Raw genomic sequence first — 17,681 nt, 5'->3', positions numbered from 1 at the left:
CCGACCTCAATGGTCGTGGATGCCACCCAGCGTCAGCGCCGCCGGGTCCAGCAGGCGCTTGAGCTCGGCCTCTGACAGGCCGCTGTCCTCCACCGCCACCTCCAGCACCGGCCGCTGTTCCTTGTAGGCGCGCTTGGCGATCGCCGCGGCTTTCTCGTAGCCGATGATCGGGTTCAGCGCAGTCACCAGGATCGGGTTGCGGGCCAGCGCCTCGCGCACCCGCTCCTGCTTGACCACCAACCCGGCGAACACCTTGTCGGCCAGCAGGTTCATCACGCTGGACAGCAACTGGATCGAATCGAGCAGGTTGGCCGCGATCAACGGCAGGGTCACGTTCAACTGGAAGTTGCCGGTCTGCCCGGCCACGGTGATCGCGGTGTGGTGGCCGATCACCTGCGCGGCGGCCATCACCGTCGCTTCCGGAATCACCGGATTGACCTTGCCCGGCATGATCGAACTGCCCGGCTGCAGCGCCGGCAGCTCCACCTCGCCGAGCCCGGCCAGCGGACCGGAGTTCATCCAACGCAGGTCGTTGGCGATCTTGATCAGGGCCACGGCCAGCGCGTTGAACTGGCCGGACAGCTCGACCGCATCATCCTGGGCGGCCAGGCCTTCGAACTTGTTGTCCGCGCTGTCGAACTTCACCCCGGTGCCGGTGCTCAGCACCTTGGCCACCTTGCCACCGAAGCGCGGATCCGCATTGATGCCGGTGCCGATGGCGGTGCCGCCCAGCGGCAGCCGGCGCAGCCGCTTCAGGGCATCCTCGATGCGGCCCTGCGCCGACGTCAGCTGCGCCGACCAGGCGCCGAACTCCTGGGCGAAGGTCAACGGCATGGCGTCCATCAGGTGCGTGCGACCGGTCTTGACCACCTTGCCCAGCCCGCGACCGCGCTTGTCGATGGTCTTGCGCAGGTGCCGCAGCGCCGGCAGCAGGGTCTCCACCGTGGCCAGCTGTGCCGAAACACGGATCGCGGTGGGGATCACGTCATTGGAACTCTGCCCCAGGTTGACGTGGTCATTGGGGTGTACCGCGGTCTTGCCGGCCTTCCCGCCCTGGTTGGCCAGGGTGGCGATGACCTCGTTGGCGTTCATGTTCGACGAGGTTCCCGAGCCGGTCTGGTACACATCGATCGGGAAATGCGCGTCATGCGCGCCGGCGGCCACGTCCTGCGCGGCCGCCTGGATCGCCTTGCCCACGCCCTTGGGCAGCAGCCCCAGCCCGGTGTTGACCTCGGCCGCGGCCCCCTTGATCAGCCCCAGCGCGCGGATGAATTCGCGCGGCATGCGCTGCCCGGACACCGGGAAATTCTGCACCGCCCGCTGCGTCTGGGCGCCCCATAAGGCCTCGTCGGGGACCTGCAGTTCACCCATGCTGTCGTGTTCAACCCTGAAACCCTTGCTCATCGTTCAACTCCGCGTTGCGTGTTCATGGAAGGAAGTCGCAGCTTGCTGATGGCGCGGCGCGCTTGGCTGGCAATGCCGCTACACGATACGCCGACGGGCTGGATACGGCATGCCTGCCCGCCCGGCGGTCGGCAGACCCTGTCCTGCCCGATCACGGCCTTCGGCCCGCGGCCGGGCCGCGTCACCGCGAACACCGGCCCCGCCGTGGCGCCCGCCAGACGGGTAGAATGTGCGCCCCCGCCACTGCCCCAACTGCCCGCCGACATGACGGATACGTCCCGCCCCGAAGCCGCCCTGCTCGCCCTGTCCCCGCTGGACGGCCGTTACGCCAGCAAGGTCGACGCCCTGCGTCCGATCTTCTCCGAGTACGGCCTGATCAAGGCCCGCGTGAAGGTGGAGATCGAATGGCTGCTGGCACTGGCCGCCGAGCCGGGCATCGGCGAACTGGCCGACTTCAGTGCCGCCGCCAAGACGCGCCTGCGCGCCCTGGCCGACGGCTTCTCGGTCGCCAACGCCGCCCGCGTCAAGGAGATCGAGCGCACCACCAACCATGACGTCAAGGCGGTGGAGTACTTCATCAAGGAGCAGCTCAAGGACGACGCCGAGCTGGCCCCGGCGCTGGAGTTCGTGCATTTCGCCTGCACCAGCGAGGACATCAACAACCTGTCCTATGGCGTGATGCTGGAAGAGGCCCGCCGCACCGTGCTGCTGCCGACCCTGACCGGGATCGCCGCCAGCCTGCGCACGCTGGCCCACGCGCAGGCCGCACAGCCGATGCTCTCGCGCACCCACGGCCAGACCGCCTCGCCGACCACCCTGGGCAAGGAAATCGCCAACGTCGTGGCCCGACTGGAGCGCCAGATCCGCCAGATCGGCGCGGTCGAGCTGACCGGCAAGATCAACGGCGCGGTCGGCAACTACAACGCCCACGTCGTGTCCTACCCGGCGGTGGACTGGCCGGCCTTCGCCGAGCGCTTCGTCACCTCGCTGGGCCTGGTGTTCAACCCGTACACCACCCAGATCGAGCCGCACGACAACGTGGCCGAGATCGGCGATGCCGCGCGCCGCGCCAACACCATCCTGATCGACCTGGCCCGCGACATCTGGGGCTACATCTCGCTGGGCTACTTCAAGCAGAAGCTCAAGGAAGGTGAAGTCGGCTCCTCGACCATGCCGCACAAGGTCAACCCGATCGACTTCGAGAACGCCGAAGGCAACTTCGGCATCGCCAACGCGCTGTTCGAGCACTTCAGCGCCAAGCTGCCGATCAGCCGCTGGCAGCGCGACCTTACCGACTCCACCGTGCTGCGCGCACTGGGCACCGCCTTCGGCCACAGCCAGGTGGCACTGGAGTCGCTGGCCAAGGGCCTGGGCAAGCTGACCGTGAACCCGGAGCGTCTGGACGCCGACCTGGACGCGGCCTGGGAAGTGCTGGCCGAAGCCGTGCAGACGGTGATGCGCCGCCACGGCCTGCCCAACCCGTACGAGCAGCTCAAGGCCCTGACCCGCGGCCACGGCATCACCGCCGATTCGATGCGCGAGTTCATCGAAACGCTGGAACTGCCGGCCGATGCCAAGCAGCGCCTGCGCGAACTGACCCCGGGCGGCTATGTTGGCCTGGCCGCGGACCTGGCCAAGGCGATCTGATCGGCGACCCTGCGCGCCCCTGATCCGGCCTGCGGCGACGGCGGAGCGAAAGCTCCGCCGTTTCCTTATGAACGGGCCGCAGGCACCGCGTAATAAAATCTTCGCACGGCCTCTGCCAGCATCGGGCAACCCGATGACAGTGGAGTCCCCATGCGGATCAACCCCTTCCTGCTCGCCCCGACCCTGGCCGCGCTCAGCGCCTGCACCCCCGCCCCTCCGGAAGCCGGCACGGCCGCACCGGCGGCTGCGGCACCATCGCCGACCCCTGCGACGGCCGTTTCCGACACCCTCAACGACCCGGGCAGCGGCGCCGACTGCTCCGGCAAGAACCTGCGCATCAGCCGCGACAACACCACGCTGGTCATCAACGGCGAATGCGGCGAGGTCACCATCACCGCCTCCGGCGGCAGCCTCAACTTCGACAAGGCCCAGGCCATCGTCCTCGAAGGCAGCCATTACACGGTGCTCAACACCGACGTGGACACGGTGCGGGTGGTGGGCAGCGACAACACGCTCAACCTGACCAATGCCCGCCGCATCGAGGTCAGTGGCAACAACAACATGATCCTGTCCCGCGAAACGGCCCAAATCCAGTTCAGCGGCAATACAAACACGCTCAACACCGACGCCCAGCCTCAGGTGGACGACCGCGGCAGCGGCAACCGGGTCATCTGACCTGCCCCCGTCCCCGTAGCGCGGCGCCATGCTCCGTCGGGGCCTTGCCGGCCACGCCGCCCAGCGTGGCCCGGCACCACTGTCATCCCCGTGGCGATTGATCCAGATCAGCCGCCCATCGTGCGGTTTGCCGCCAACAAGGGGACAATAGCCGCAATACGCGCCGCAGGCGCCTGATTCCCGTTTTCCGCTGCAAGGATCTCCCCCATGGCTGCACGCAAGCAAAAGACCTATCCGATCGAAGTCCAGGCCAAGCCCGGCCTGCCGCTGGGCATGGCCCCGGCCACCTTCCTGCGCGACTACTGGCAGAAGCGTCCGCTGCTGATCCGCGCCGCGTTCCCCGACTTTGAAACCCCGGTGATGCCCGAAGACCTGGCCGGCCTGGCCTGCGAGGAAGGCGCGCTGGCCCGCATGATCAGCCACGACCGTGCCACCGATGGCTGGACCGTGCGCACCGGCCCGTTCCAGGAAGAAGATTTCCCCGGCATGCCCGACCACGACTGGACCCTGCTGGTGCAGGACGTGGACAAGTGGGACCCGGATGTCCGTGCCCTGATCGGCTACTTCGATTTCCTGCCGCGCTGGCGCATGGACGACGTGATGATCAGCTTCGCCGCCACCGGCGGCTCGGTCGGCGCCCACGTCGACCAGTACGACGTGTTCCTGCTGCAGGCCTACGGCCACCGCCGCTGGCAGATCGACGCCAGCGAGTCCACCAAGGGCAAGCGTCCGCCGCTGGACTTCCGCCCCGACGTGGAGCTGAAGCTGCTCAAGAAGTTCAAGAAGACCCACGACTGGGTGCTCGGCCCGGGCGACATGCTGTACCTGCCGCCGAACGTGCCGCACAACGGCGTGGCCGAAGACCCCTGCCTGACCTTCTCCTTCGGCATGCGTGCGCCGTCCTCGGCCGAACTCATCAGCGACTACCTGGACGACCTGGTCGCCGGCGCCGATGAGTCCATCCGCCTGCAGGACCCGGACCTGAAGCTGCCCGAAGACCCGAACGAGATCGACGAGGCCGCCATGCGCCGCGTCGTCACCGCCCTCAATGCCCTGCGCATGAACGACCCGGACCGCCTGGGCAACTGGTTTGGCCGCTTCATCACCACCTACCGCTCGGCCGGCGACATCCTGCCTTCCCAGGCCCCCAGCTCGGCCGGGGAAGTGGACGCCGAACTGGCCAATGGCGGCGTGCTGGAGCGCCACCCCTGGGCCCGTACCGCGTGGCGACGCGCCACCAAGGGCGCCACCCTGTATATCTCCGGCCAGGCCTGCGCCCTGCCGGTCAAGGATGCCCAGGTGCTGGCCGGCACCGAGCGTCTGGATGCCACCGTCTGGCGCAAGCTGTCGGCCAAGGGCCGCACCACCGTGCTGGAACTGATCGCCGGCGGCTTCTTCCAACTGCTCGATGCCCAGACCCTGGCCGCCGAGGCCGCGTGGGATGAGCAGGAAGAAGGCTTCGAGGATGAGGTCCTGGCCATCGCCGAGGAAGTGGACGAGGCGCTGGAACTGGACGAGGACGAGGACGAGGACGATGGCGACGCCCCGGAAGTCGAGATCGAGGTGTTCGAGTACACCGAAGCCGGCGAAGGCGAGCCGGCCTCGGCCAACATCGGCACCGTCCAGGTCAACGACGAGGGGGTAGAGGTCGTGGTGATCTACGATGACGAGGACGCCCCGCAGGCATGACCCCCGGCAGCGGCTTCAGCGTCCAGCCCGCCGACTACGCCGTGCAGCGCGACCAGCTGCACGGCGTCCGCCATGCCGTGTTCGTCAGCGAACAGCGGGTGCCGGCGGAACTGGAAGTCGATGCGCTGGACCCGCTCAGCCACCACGTGCTGGCACTGGATGCCGACGGCCGGGCCATTGGTGCCGGCCGCCTGACCCCGGAACGCCGCATCGGCCGCATGGCAGTCCTGCCCGGCTGGCGCAGTCAGGGCGTCGGTGACGCCCTGCTGGCCGCCTTGGTCGGCCAGGCCAGGGTGCTGGGCTGGGGCGAGGTCAGCCTGCACGCCCAGCTGCCGGCCCGCGATTTCTATGCCCGCAATGGCTTCCTGCCCGAAGGCCCGACCTTCCAGGAAGCCGGCATCGAACACCAGACCATGCGCCAGCGTCTGGACGGCGCCCTGCGCGTGAGCGACCGTGAGCAAGCCCTCGCCGCCACCGCCACGGTGATCCACCGCGCCCGTCGCGGCCTGTACCTGCACCTGCGCTGTGCCGACGACCTGTTCGGCGAGCCGCTCGTGCTCGGTGCCCTGCGCCGCTTCGCCGCCGCCCGGCATGACAAGCAGATGCAGGTCCTGGCCGAGGAGGCCGACCTGGTCGCCCTGCCCGCCGCGGTGCTCGGCCTGTTCCAGCGCCTGCCCAGCGTGTTCGTCGTGCGTACCCCGGTGGACCCCACCGACGTCCAGGTGGCCAGCGGCCGTCTCGGCAACGACATCGGCGACTGCTACTTTCGTCCAATGGGCGTCCTTCTGGAGGGCGAACTCACGCTGGCGGCCCATCCCCGGATCCGCGCACCGGACGAGCAGTTCCAGCGCATCTGGCAGCGTTCACGCGACTGCAACGCACTTCGCGTACTTGGGATTTGACGATATCCGCACAACGGGACAAGCACTGACCAGGTATTAATCCCCGGGACAGTGTGCATGCCCCTTCCTGTCCCGTGAGGGGTATAATTCAGCGGTTAGAACACGCCCGCGCGGAGTGCTGCAGCCAGGCTCCGCCGGTTTCCCCAGAATTACCCCACAAGCGAATCCGACCCTCCATCGTGGACAATCTACTGAAGCAGTTTGCGCAGTCATCGCAACTCGCCGGCGGCAACGCCTCCTATGTCGAGGACCTGTACGAGCAGTACCTCGTCTCCCCGGACAGTGTGGACCCCAAGTGGAAGTCCTACTTCGACGGCTTCAAGGGCCGCGAAGCTGGTGATGTCCCGCACTCTGCCGCCATCGCCCACATCACCGAAGCCGCCAAGAACGCGTTCAACGCAGGCTTCTCCGCTGGTGAAGGCGACGAGCGCGAGCGCAACGTCGGCCGCCTGATCACCGCCTACCGTTCGCGGGGCCACCTCGGCGCCAACCTTGATCCGCTGGGCCTGACCCCGCCGACCAACCCGCCGGACCTCAGCCTGCCGTTCCACAACCTCAGCGATGCCGACCTCAACGACGAGTTCAGCACCGGTGGCGTGGGCGGCCAGCCGCGCATGAAACTGCGTGACCTGCTGGCACGCCTGAAGGCGACCTACACCGGCTCCATCGGCGCCGAGTTCATGTACATCGCCGAAGTCGAGCAGCGCCAGTGGCTGTACAAGCGCCTGGAGCAGGCCGGCGGCAACTACAACCTCGATGCCGACACCAAGCGCCGCACGCTCGAGCGCTTGACCGCCGCCGAGGGCCTGGAACGCTACCTGCACACCAAGTACGTCGGCCAGAAGCGCTTCTCGCTGGAAGGCGGCGACTCGCTGATCCCGATGATGGACACCATCATCCGCGACGCCGGCAAGGAAGGCGTCAAGGACGTGGTGATCGGCATGGCCCACCGCGGCCGCCTCAACGTGCTGGTCAACACCCTCGGCAAGAACCCGCGCAAGCTGTTCGACGAATTCGAAGGCAAGTTCGAGCACGACGACCGTGCCGTCGCCGGTGACGTGAAGTACCACATGGGCTTCTCGGCCGACGTCGCCAGCGATGGCGGCCCGGTCCACCTGGCCCTGGCCTTCAACCCGTCGCACCTGGAGATCGCCGACCCGGTGGTCGCCGGTTCGGTGCGTTCGCGCCAGGAACGCCGCAACGACACCGCGCGCAAGCAGGTGATGCCGATCCTGATCCACGGCGACGCCGCATTCGCCGGCCAGGGCGTGGTGATGGAGCTGTTCCAGATGTCGCAGGCCCGCGGTTTCACCGTCGGCGGCACCGTGCACATCGTCATCAACAACCAGGTGGGTTTCACCACCTCCAACCGCGACGACTCGCGCTCGACCCTGTACTGCACCGACATCGCCAAGATGGTCGCTGCCCCGGTCCTGCACGTGAACGGCGACGACCCGGAAGCGGTGGTGTTCGCCGCCAAGCTGGCCTATGACTTCCGCCAGCAGTTCCACAAGGACGTCGTGATCGACCTGGTCTGCTACCGCCGCTGGGGCCACAACGAGGCCGACGAGCCGGCGATCACCCAGCCGCTGATGTACCAGGTGATCCGCAAGCACAAGACCACCCGCGAGCTCTACGCCGAGCAGCTGGAAGCCGCCGGCGTGATCGCCGCCGGTGCCGGCAAGGAAATGGTCGACGCCTACCGCAACAAGCTGGATTCGGGCGAAGTCACCACCGAACTGGCCGTGGTCGAGAAGACCCCGACCACCAGCAAGATGTACGTGGATTGGCCGCGCTACCTGTCCGGCAAGCTGTCCGACCCGGTCAGCACCCAGGTCGAGATGGGCAAGCTGACCCAGCTGGCCACGATGATCAACACCGTCCCGGACGGCGTGGAGCTGCACTCGCGCGTGGCCAAGGTGTACGACGACCGTCGCAAGATGGCCGCCGGCGAGATCCCGGGCGACTGGGGCTTTGCCGAGAACCTCGCCTACGCCACCCTGCTGGACGAAGGCAACAACCTGCGTTTGGTCGGCCAGGACGTCGGCCGCGGCACCTTCACCCACCGCCACGCGATCCTGCACGACCAGAAGACCGACAACTACTACCTGCCGCTGCGCCAGCTGGTCCAGTCGCCGGAGCAGGCCACCATCATCGACTCGCTGCTCAGCGAAGAAGCCGTGATGGCGTTCGAGTACGGCTTCTCCACCACCGACCCCAACACCCTGTGCATCTGGGAAGGCCAGTTCGGTGACTTCGCCAACGGTGCGCAGGTCGTGATCGACCAGTTCATCGCCTCCGGTGAAGCCAAGTGGGGCCGCATCTCCGGCCTGACCCTGCTGCTGCCGCACGGCTACGAAGGCCAGGGCCCGGAACACAGCTCGGCGCGCCTGGAGCGCTTCCTGCAGCTGTGCGCGCTGGAGAACATGCTGGTCTGCGTGCCGTCCACCCCGGCTCAGGCGTTCCACATGCTGCGTCGCCAGATGCGCATGGACACCCGCAAGCCGCTGATCGTCATGTCGCCCAAGTCGCTGCTGCGCCACAAGCTGGCCGTCTCGACCCTGGACGAACTGGCCAACGGCGAGTTCCAGCACCTGATCAGCGACACCACCGCCAAGGACATCAGCAAGGTCAAGCGCGTGGTGCTGTGCTCGGGCAAGGTCTACTACGACCTGCTGGAGGACGTGACCAAGCGTGGTCAGGAAGACGTCGCCCTGGTCCGCGTGGAGCAGCTCTATCCGTTCCCGCGCCCGGCGCTGGTCGCCGAGCTGAAGAAGTACGGCAAGGCCGACGTGGTGTGGTGCCAGGAAGAGCCGATGAACCAGGGTGCCTGGTACCAGATCAAGCACCACCTGCAGGCATGCCTGGCCGATGGCCAGTCGCTGCATTACGCAGGCCGTCCGCGTTCGCCGTCGCCGGCTGTGGGCCACATGTCCGACCACCTGCGCGAACTGTCGCAGTTGCTGGCCGACGCACTGGTCAACACCTTCAACGACAACTACGCCGAATAAGCCCCTTTTTCCACAAGAAAACGAAACCAGGAAAACAGCCACATGGCCACCGAAGTCAAAGTACCGGTACTGCCCGAATCCGTCTCCGACGCCACCATCGCCAGCTGGCACAAGAAGGCGGGTGAAGCGGTCAAGCGTGATGAGAACCTGCTCGACCTGGAAACCGACAAGGTCGTGCTGGAAGTGCCGGCACCGGTTGATGGCGTGCTGAAGGAGATCAAGTTCAAGGAAGGCGACACCGTCACCTCGAACCAGATCCTGGCCATCATCGAGGAAGGCGCGGTTGCCGCCGCTGCTCCGGCTGCTGCCGAAGCACCGAAGGCTGCCGCTCCGGCTGCGGCCGCCGCTGCTCCGGCCGCAGCCGCCGCCCCGGCACCGGCTGCCAAGTCGGCCGCCGACGGCCTGCCCCCGGGCGCCCGCTTCTCGGCCATCACCGAAGGCGTGAACCCGGCTGACGTGTCCGGCACCGGCCGCCACGGCGCCGTGACCAAGGAAGACATCGTCAACTTCGCCCGCAACGGTGGCGTCGGCAAGGCCGGCGGCGCACGTCCGGAAGAACGCGTGCCGATGACCCGCATGCGCAAGCGCATCGCCGAGCGCCTGATGCAGTCGAAGAACTCGACCGCCATGCTGACCACCTTCAACGAGGTCAACCTGTCCAAGGTGTCGGCCGCGCGCAAGGAGCTGCAGGAAGAGTTCGTCAAGGCCCACGGTATCAAGCTGGGCTTCATGAGCTTCTTCGTGAAGGCCGCCGCCAACGCGCTGCAGCGCTTCCCGCTGGTCAATGCCTCCATCGATGGTGACGACATCATCTATCACGGCTACTCGGACATCTCCATCGCCGTGTCGACCGACAAGGGCCTGGTGACCCCGGTGCTGCGCAACGTCGAGCGCATGTCCTTCGCCGACATCGAGAAGGCGATCGCCGACTACGCCAAGAAGGCCCGCGACGGCAAGCTGTCGCTGGAAGAACTGCAGGGCGGCACCTTCACCGTCACCAACGGCGGCACCTTCGGCTCGCTGATGTCGACCCCGATCGTCAACCCGCCGCAGAGCGCCATCCTGGGCATGCACGCCATCAAGGACCGTCCGATCGCCGAGAACGGCCAGGTCGTGATCGCGCCGATGATGTACCTGGCCATGTCCTATGACCACCGCATCATCGACGGCAAGGACTCGGTGCAGTTCCTGGTGGACATCAAGAACCAGCTGGAAAACCCGGGCCGCATGCTGTTCGGCCTGTAACAGGCCTGTAGCCCCTCTCCCTCCGGGAGAGGGGTTGGGGGCGCCAAGCAGCCCGTCTGCGGCTCATTGAAGATCAACGAGCCGCCGCGAGCCGCCAAGGTAAACCACCCGCTGTTCACCTGCTCTACTCGCGGCGGCCCGTTTCGAATCACGACTCTTTGATTGAACGACTGCGGCACCCTCATCCGGCGCTTCGCGCCACCTTCTCCCGGCGGGAGAAGGGATAGGAAACAAGGAATCTCTAATGGCTGAACAATTCGACGTCGTCGTCATCGGTGCCGGCCCGGCCGGCTACCACGCCGCCATCCGCGCCGCACAGCTGGGCCTGAAGACCGCCTGCATCGACGCAGCGCTGGGCAAGGACGGCAAGCCGGCACTGGGCGGCACCTGCCTGCGCGTGGGCTGCATCCCGTCCAAGGCGCTGCTGGACTCCTCGCGCCAGTACTGGAACATGGGCCACATCTTCGACCAGCACGGCATCAGCTTCAACGACGCCAAGATCGACGTGAACAAGATGGTCGGCCGCAAGGACGCCATCGTGAAGCAGTTCACCGGCGGCATCGCGCAGCTGTTCAAGGCCAACAAGGTCGCCACCTACTACGGCTTCGGCCAGCTCAAGGCCGGCAACCTGGTCACCGTCAAGCAGCATGACGGCAGCGAAGTCGAGCTCAAGGGCACCAACGTCATCATCGCCGCCGGTTCGGATTCGATCGAACTGCCGTTCGCCAAGTTCGACGGCAAGCACATCGTCGACAACGTCGGCGCACTGGACTTCACCGAAGTGCCCAAGCGCCTGGCCGTGATCGGCGCCGGCGTGATCGGCCTGGAACTGGGCAGCGTGTGGAAGCGCCTGGGTTCGGAAGTGGTGATCCTGGAAGCACTGCCGGAGTTCCTGGCCGCCGCCGATGCCGAAGTGGCCAAGGTCGCCGCCAAGGAATTCAAGAAGCAGGGCCTGGACATCCGCCTCAACGCCAAGGTCTCCAAGACCGAGATCAAGGGCGAGGAAGTCATCGTCACCTACACCGACGCCGAAGGCGAGAAGACGCTGACCGTCGACAAGCTGCTGGTGGCCGTCGGCCGTCGCGCCGCCACCAAGGGCCTGCTGGCCGATGGCACCGGCGTGCAGGTCAACGAGCGCGGCCAGATCGTGGTCGATGACCACTGCCACACCGGCGTCGATGGCGTCTGGGCGGTGGGCGACTGCGTGCGCGGCCCGATGCTGGCGCACAAGGGCTTCGAGGAAGGCATCGCGGTTGCCGAACTGATCGCCGGCCTGCCGGGCCACGTCAACTTCGACACCATCCCGTGGGTCATCTACACCGAGCCGGAACTGGCATGGGTCGGCAAGACCGAAGCCCAGCTCAAGGCCGAGGGCATCCCGTACAAGGCCGGCAGCTTCCCGTTCGCCGCCAACGGCCGTGCGGTTGCGATGGTCGAGCCGGCCGGCTTCGTCAAGGTCCTGGCACACGCCGAGACCGACCGCGTGCTGGGCATGCACCTGGTCGGCGCCAACGTCTCCGAACTGGTCCACGAAGGTGTGCTGACCATGGAGTTCAGCGGCTCGTCCGACGACCTGGCCCGCATCTGCCACGCCCACCCGTCGCTGTCCGAGGCAGTGCACGACGCGGCGATGGCGGTCACCAAGCGCGCCATCCACAAGGCCAACTAAGCTCCATCGGCCTGTGAAAAGAAGGCTCCGCCCCGGCGGAGCCTTCTTGCTTTTGTACTTTCCGCGCCCGGCGCCTGTTCATCGGTGCCGGACGGAATACCTCCCGCTTTTTCAGGAACATCACATGAAGTCCATCTGCGTCTACTGCGGCTCCAACCCCGGCGCCAAACCCGTCTACGTCGAACAGGCCACCGCGCTTGGCAAGCGCATCGCCGCCGAAGGACTGCGCCTGGTGTATGGCGGTGGCCGCACCGGCCTGATGGGCGCGGTGGCCGATGGCGTGCTGGCGGCCGGCGGTGAAGTCACCGGCGTGATCCCGCAGCACCTGGTGGATATGGAAGTGGCGCACAAGGGCGTGACCACGCTGGAGATCGTCGGCTCGATGCACGAGCGCAAGTCGCGCATGTTCGACCTGTCCGACGCCTTCGTCGCCCTGCCCGGCGGCTTCGGCACCGCCGAGGAAATCTTCGAGATGCTGACCTGGCGCCAGCTCGGCATCGGCAAGAAGCCCTGCGCGTTCCTCGACATCGACGGCTTCTACAAGCCGCTGATCCACATGATCGACACCATGGTCAGCGAGCGCTTCCTGCACCCGGAGCAGCGCGAGGACCTGTGGTACGGCGACGATGCCGGGCAGATGCTGGAATGGATGCGCACGTATTCGCCGGCACAGGCGGACAAGTGGTTCGATGAGAAGAAGCGCAGCGCCCTGCGCTGAAGCAGCGTCTGGAGGCACTCCTACCGCACGCCTGCCGTAGGAGCGGCCTTGGCCGCGAAGCTGGCGCCCGATCCGCCCCCTCTGCCCTAGCCCGCCGCAGCGCGCGGCAACACCGCTTCGCCCGGCGACGGATAGCCCAGCAGATACCCCTGTCCGAAGCTGCAGCCCAGCTCCAGCAGGGTCTGCAGCTGCCGGTCGTTCTCCACGCCTTCGCCGATGGTCTCGATGCCCAGCGTGCGGGCCAGCGACAGCACCCCCTCCACCAGCGCCATCGTGCTCTTGCCGGTCTCCGCATGCAGGCCGGCGACGAAACTGCGGTCCACCTTCAGCGCACTGATCGGGAACCGGTGCAGGTATGACAACGCCGAATACCCCGTGCCGAAGTCGTCCAGCTGCACCACCACGCCACGCTCGCGCAGCTGGTGCAGGGTCTGCAGGGTACGCGGCGCGTCGTCGAGCAGGGCCATCTCGGTGATCTCCACCCGCAGTCGCTCCGGGTCCGCACCTGCGGCATCCAGCAGGCCCAGCAGTCGCGAGGCGAACTCAACCGAACGGAAGTGCCGCGGCGACACGTTCACCGAGATATAGCCGGCCGCGCTGTTGGCCAGGTCGCCGATCACGTGCTCGTAGATCTGCCAGTCCACCTGCTCGATCAGCCCGCTCTCCTCCCCCAGCTCCAGGAAGTCCCCGGGCGTGAGCAGGCCACGGCGCTCGTGCCGCCATCGCAGCAGCGCCTCGAAACCCACCACCTGGCCGCTCTGCAGGGAGACGATCGGCTGGTAGTACGGGATGAAATGCTGGTTCTTGATCGCCCGCCGCAGGTCGGCTTCCAGCTCCAGGCTGCGCACCGCCTCCTCGTGCATGGCTCCGTCGAACATCACGCAACGGTCCTGGCCCCGCAGCTTGGCCCGGTACATCGCGGCATCGGCGTCACGCAGCAGGTCCGCGCCCGAGGTATAGCGTGGGTTCCACAAGGCGATGCCGATGCTGCCGGACGGGAACAGCTCGCGCCCATCGACCCACATCGGCGCTTCCAGCGCCTTGAGCAGCCGGCGGCCCAACTGCATCGCCGCATCGGCGCCGCGCTCGCAGCTGACCAGCAACGCGAACTCGTCGCCTCCCAGCCGCGCCACCACGTCCTCACCCCGTACCAGTCCAACCAGCCGCCGCGCCACCTCGACCAGCATCTGGTCGCCGGCGGCATGCCCGATGCTGTCGTTCACCCACTTGAAACGGTCCAGATCCAGGAACAGCAGCGCGAAATGCTGGGCGATGCCCAGCTCGGCATTCTCGATGGCGCGTTCCAGGCGGTCCTGCAGGTGCAGGCGATTGGGCAGCCCGGTCAGCACGTCGTGCATGGCCAGGTGGGTCAAGCGCTGCTCGGCGCGCATGCGCTCGCCGATCTGGCCAAGCAGCTTCTGGTTGACCTCCCCCAGTTCACGGGTGCGTTCCATCACCCGTCGTTCCAGGTCCGCATGCGCCTGCATCAGGCGCTGCTGGTCGCGCTGCCGCGTCAGGCCGGCACCGATGGTGCGCGCCACGAACACCAGCAGGCGCTGGTCATCCAGCGTGAACACCGTCTCCGGGTCATAGCTCTGCACGGCGATGACACCCACCGCCTCGTCGTCGCTGAACAAGGGAACCCCCAGCCAGCAGTACGATTTGGCACCGAATTCGCTTACCGCGCCGGCGGCGAGCAGCGCATCGATATCCGCACGCATGGCCAACACCGGCGCCCTTCGGCGCAGCGTGTACTCGGTCAGGCCGGCACTGAACGGCCGTGACGGACGTTCGCGGTTGAAACGGTCGACCGAGTAGACGAACTCGATGCCGTCACCGCTGGCACTGACCATCGCCACGTAGAAATTGCTGGCGTCCAGCAGCCCGCTGATGATTGCGTGCACCTGCGCAAGGAACGCGTCCTGGCAAAGCCCGCCCATCGCCAGTTCGGAAATATTGAACAGCGCGGCCTGCAACTGCTCCGCGCGCCGGCGCTCGACGATCTCCTCCTGCAGGTGGACGTTGATGCGCTCCAGCTCCTGGGTGCGCTGCTGCACGCGCTCCTCCAGCTGCATGTGCGTCTGGTGGCGGTCCATCGTGGTCAGGATCTGCTTGGCCACGAAGTCCAGCAGCGCGCGTTCCTCCTCGCCGTAGCTGTCCTCGCCCACGTAGCTCTGCACCACGATCGCGCCGCAGACGCGGTTGTCGCGCCACATCGGCACGCCCAGCCAGTCCAGGCTCTCCGCGCCCTCGCTGGTATCCGGCGGATACTCCAGGAAGCGGTGCAGCTCCCGCGACGGCCCGCTCATCACCCGGCCATGGCGCAGCACCGCGAAGGTCAGGCTGCCGGGCATCTCGTCATGGTGGTAGCTGCGCCCCGCCTCGGGCACGAAGTCGTCCTGCGTATCAACGTAGAACAGGAACTTCAGGCTCTCCTGGCGCTCGTCGCACTCGACGATGTAGCAGTTCTCCGCGTACATCAGCGAACACAGGATGCGGTGGAAATAGCCCAGCATCTCCGACATCGCCAGGTCCGCGCCGGCCAGGTCGGCGATCTCGAACAGCGCCCGCTGCAACTGGCGCGCCCGCTGCAGCTGCTTGATCTCCACGTGCTGGCGCATCGAATCGATGGCGCAGCCGATCAACACCCGCGCCGTACCCTGCCATGCCTGGCACTGGTGCGGCGCCAGGGCCCCGGCCGCATCGATCACCGCCGCCAGCCGCACTCCGTTGGCATGCTCCCAGGCGAAGCAGCGCTGCGCGGGGCCATCGTCGCCGGCCGGCGCATCGGCAAGGGCACGCCGGGCCCGCTGCAGCGCCACCGCTGCATCCACGGGCAGCACGCAGCTCCCTTCGCCGAGCACGTCGTCGCGCCAGGCCACCGCAACGGCAGTCCCGGCAGGCAGCAGTCCCTGCAGCGTCGCCACGACCTTTTCCAGCGGCGTCTGGCTGGTGGCCTGTGTCGATTCGGTACGCGTTTCCAACTCGCTGTACGTCATGTATTCCGTCTCTCTGGGCCCCGGTTCCCCCGAAGCTCCCCCCATCAACCAGCATACCGTCCCGGCCGGGTTCAAACCTGCAAATATTTCGCTTCACAATCGTGAACAGGCCGCGATCCACCGGCCTTGCCGACTAGGCATGTTCCACCGCAACACTTACGCTTCCCGCGTGGATACCGCCGTTCAATCCCCTTCCGACGAAACGCTGATGCTCGCCTACGCCGACGGCGACGGCGACGCTTTCGCCGAACTGTATGCGCGCCACCGGGCGCGGCTGTTCCATTACCTGCTCGGACAGTTGCGCGACCGCTCGCTGGCCGAGGAGCTGTTCCAGGACGTGTGGCAGAAGATGATCCATGCCCGCAACGGCTGGCGGCCCGACGCGGCCTTCGCCACCTGGCTGTTCCGCATCGCGCACAACCGCTTGAACGACCATTGGCGCGCCGCACGCCACCGCCCGGTGGCCCCGGACGATGCCGATGAGCGCACCGCGCGCCTGGCCGACACCTGCACCCCTGAACTGCTGGCGGACGAACAGGCCCAGCGGCTCGAACTGCGCCAGGCCTTGGCCGAACTGCCACCGGAGCAACAGGAGGTCGTGATCCTGCGCCTGGAGCAGGAATTGAGCCTGGAGGAGATCGGGCAGATCACCGGCGTGGGCCGGGAAACCGTCAAGTCGCGGCTGCGCTATGCGATGGACAAGCTGCGCGCGAGGTTGAGCCAATGAACACGTCTGACCTGCTCAGCGCTGAAGAACGCGAACTGGCCCGGCTGCTCGGTCGTCCGGGCCCGGCCGCTGGCCCCAGCCCAGGCCTGGACGCCGCCGTCCTGGCGATGGCGCGTGCACCGGCAGCCCCGGCCGCAGAGACCCCGCCGGCGGCGGCACCGGTCGCCGCCCCGCTGCCTGTCCGTCCCCGGACCACCGGCTGGGGACGACGTCGCCGCGTCGTGTCCTCGCTGGCGGCGGTCGCCTCGCTGGTCCTGGTGGTTGGCCTTGCCTGGCAGTTGCGCCCGCTTCCGCCCCAGCCCGGCATGGCCCTGCCCGCCGCCACGGAATCTCAGGCGGCGCCGGCTGATGCCCCCACCGCCGAGGCTCCCCCGCTGCAGCAGTCGGCCGATGCCGCCGCCAACCAGGCGACGCTGCCCGCCACAGGCATGGCCGAAACCGAGCCTGTGCCCCCGCCCCCGCCGGCTCCTGCACGGGCCCGGGCCCAGGCTGCGCCTGCCGCGGCCGCTCCCGTCGCTGAGCCGGCCGCCGCGGAAGTCATCGCCCCACCGGCGGCCTACAGCACCGCCATCCTCCCGCCCGCTCCCCCAGCGCCTCCGGCGCCCGCGCCGGCAGCCATCAGCGCCCCGGTCGAACAGCAGGCCGATGCGTTCCCGGCCGCCGACGCGGGCGCTGACCGTGCGTCCGTCCCGCAACGGCCGCAAACGCCACGTCCCGTCATGTCCGCCCCCATCCCGCATGCCGGTGCCAAGGCCACCGCCAAGGCAGTCGAAGCCCGCAGGGAACAGGCGCAGGCGGCCGACATCGAGGCTGACGGTGGCCTGTCGCGGCACCAGTGGCTAAAGCGCATCCGCGAACGCCGCGACAACGGTGACCTCGACGGCGCCCGCGCCAGCCTGCGCCAGTTCGTCCAGGACTACCCCGAGGCGCGCGTGCCGCGTGACCTGCGCCCGTTGCTGGAACCGTGAGCACAACGCACGGCTGCTGCGGCAGCC

At 67.5% G+C, this 17,681-nt stretch carries 12 protein-coding genes; 10 read left to right on the top strand and 2 right to left on the bottom strand.

All coding sequences use genetic code 11. The features are described from left to right. Positions 1-6 precede the first annotated feature (6 nt). Entirely contained in the window at positions 7-1,404 is a 1,398-nt protein-coding gene (locus tag VA603_RS16885; protein WP_323439519.1) for a class II fumarate hydratase, read from the bottom strand. A 264-nt stretch (positions 1,405-1,668) separates the two neighbouring features. On the opposite strand from VA603_RS16885, the gene purB reads away from it, so the two are divergent. From purB to VA603_RS16845, 8 genes are all read left to right on the top strand, one after another. Continuing rightward, on the top strand, positions 1,669-3,051 hold the full coding sequence (gene purB / locus VA603_RS16880; protein ID WP_323439518.1) for an adenylosuccinate lyase: 1,383 nt from the start codon (positions 1,669-1,671) through the stop codon (positions 3,049-3,051). A 150-nt stretch (positions 3,052-3,201) separates the two neighbouring features. After that, on the top strand, positions 3,202-3,726 hold the full coding sequence (locus VA603_RS16875; protein ID WP_323439517.1) for a DUF3060 domain-containing protein: 525 nt from the start codon (positions 3,202-3,204) through the stop codon (positions 3,724-3,726). Between the two features lie 207 nt (positions 3,727-3,933). After that, a complete protein-coding gene (locus VA603_RS16870) occupies positions 3,934-5,415 on the top strand; it encodes a ribosomal protein uL16 3-hydroxylase (RefSeq protein WP_323439516.1) in 1,482 nt (493 codons plus the stop codon). After that, positions 5,412-6,317, top strand: a complete 906-nt coding sequence (locus tag VA603_RS16865; RefSeq protein WP_323439515.1) for a GNAT family N-acetyltransferase — start codon at positions 5,412-5,414, stop codon at positions 6,315-6,317. Before VA603_RS16870 ends, VA603_RS16865 begins: the two co-directional genes overlap by 4 nt. A 179-nt stretch (positions 6,318-6,496) precedes the next feature. Beyond that, positions 6,497-9,328, top strand: a complete 2,832-nt coding sequence (locus VA603_RS16860; RefSeq protein WP_323439514.1) for a 2-oxoglutarate dehydrogenase E1 component — start codon at positions 6,497-6,499, stop codon at positions 9,326-9,328. 42 nt (positions 9,329-9,370) lie between these two features. Beyond that, positions 9,371-10,573: a dihydrolipoyllysine-residue succinyltransferase gene (sucB, locus tag VA603_RS16855; protein WP_323439513.1), complete on the top strand. Its 1,203-nt coding sequence runs from the start codon at positions 9,371-9,373 to the stop codon at positions 10,571-10,573. 244 nt (positions 10,574-10,817) lie between these two features. Then, positions 10,818-12,242, top strand: a complete 1,425-nt coding sequence (lpdA, locus tag VA603_RS16850; protein ID WP_132864301.1) for a dihydrolipoyl dehydrogenase — start codon at positions 10,818-10,820, stop codon at positions 12,240-12,242. A gap of 124 nt (positions 12,243-12,366) precedes the next feature. Beyond that, positions 12,367-12,960 (top strand): LOG family protein, encoded by a 594-nt coding sequence (locus tag VA603_RS16845; RefSeq protein WP_323439512.1) that lies wholly within the window; start codon positions 12,367-12,369, stop codon positions 12,958-12,960. Between the two features lie 86 nt (positions 12,961-13,046). Here VA603_RS16845 and VA603_RS16840 read toward each other — a convergent pair whose 3' ends face one another. Continuing rightward, positions 13,047-15,959: a bifunctional diguanylate cyclase/phosphodiesterase gene (locus VA603_RS16840; protein ID WP_323439511.1), complete on the bottom strand. Its 2,913-nt coding sequence runs from the start codon at positions 15,957-15,959 to the stop codon at positions 13,047-13,049. Positions 15,960-16,128: 169 nt separating this feature from the next. Here VA603_RS16840 and VA603_RS16835 point away from each other — a divergent pair, with 169 nt between their 5' ends. Both VA603_RS16835 and VA603_RS16830 read left to right on the top strand, forming a co-directional pair. Next, the gene (locus tag VA603_RS16835; protein ID WP_132864304.1) at positions 16,129-16,686 is read left to right on the top strand and encodes an RNA polymerase sigma factor; all 558 of its coding nucleotides are present in this window, start codon (positions 16,129-16,131) and stop codon (positions 16,684-16,686) included. Next, on the top strand, positions 16,683-17,654 hold the full coding sequence (locus VA603_RS16830; RefSeq protein ID WP_323439510.1) for a hypothetical protein: 972 nt from the start codon (positions 16,683-16,685) through the stop codon (positions 17,652-17,654). The genes VA603_RS16835 and VA603_RS16830 overlap by 4 nt, the downstream gene beginning before the upstream one ends. Positions 17,655-17,681: the final 27 nt, after the last annotated feature.

This window comes from Stenotrophomonas capsici (assembly GCF_034961085.1).
Classification (GTDB): domain Bacteria; phylum Pseudomonadota; class Gammaproteobacteria; order Xanthomonadales; family Xanthomonadaceae; genus Stenotrophomonas; species Stenotrophomonas capsici.
Note: the sequence above shows the minus strand (reverse complement) of the source record. Positions and strands in the feature narration are given on the sequence as shown.

Coding starts and splice junctions, on each gene's coding strand:
- VA603_RS16840 (WP_323439511.1), bottom strand. CDS start 15,959: ATGACGTACAGCGAGTTGGAAACGCGTACCGAATCGACACAGGCCACC.
- sucB (WP_323439513.1), top strand. CDS start 9,371: ATGGCCACCGAAGTCAAAGTACCGGTACTGCCCGAATCCGTCTCCGAC.
- VA603_RS16830 (WP_323439510.1), top strand. CDS start 16,683: ATGAACACGTCTGACCTGCTCAGCGCTGAAGAACGCGAACTGGCCCGG.
- VA603_RS16885 (WP_323439519.1), bottom strand. CDS start 1,404: ATGAGCAAGGGTTTCAGGGTTGAACACGACAGCATGGGTGAACTGCAG.
- lpdA (WP_132864301.1), top strand. CDS start 10,818: ATGGCTGAACAATTCGACGTCGTCGTCATCGGTGCCGGCCCGGCCGGC.
- VA603_RS16875 (WP_323439517.1), top strand. CDS start 3,202: ATGCGGATCAACCCCTTCCTGCTCGCCCCGACCCTGGCCGCGCTCAGC.
- VA603_RS16845 (WP_323439512.1), top strand. CDS start 12,367: ATGAAGTCCATCTGCGTCTACTGCGGCTCCAACCCCGGCGCCAAACCC.
- purB (WP_323439518.1), top strand. CDS start 1,669: ATGACGGATACGTCCCGCCCCGAAGCCGCCCTGCTCGCCCTGTCCCCG.
- VA603_RS16865 (WP_323439515.1), top strand. CDS start 5,412: ATGACCCCCGGCAGCGGCTTCAGCGTCCAGCCCGCCGACTACGCCGTG.
- VA603_RS16870 (WP_323439516.1), top strand. CDS start 3,934: ATGGCTGCACGCAAGCAAAAGACCTATCCGATCGAAGTCCAGGCCAAG.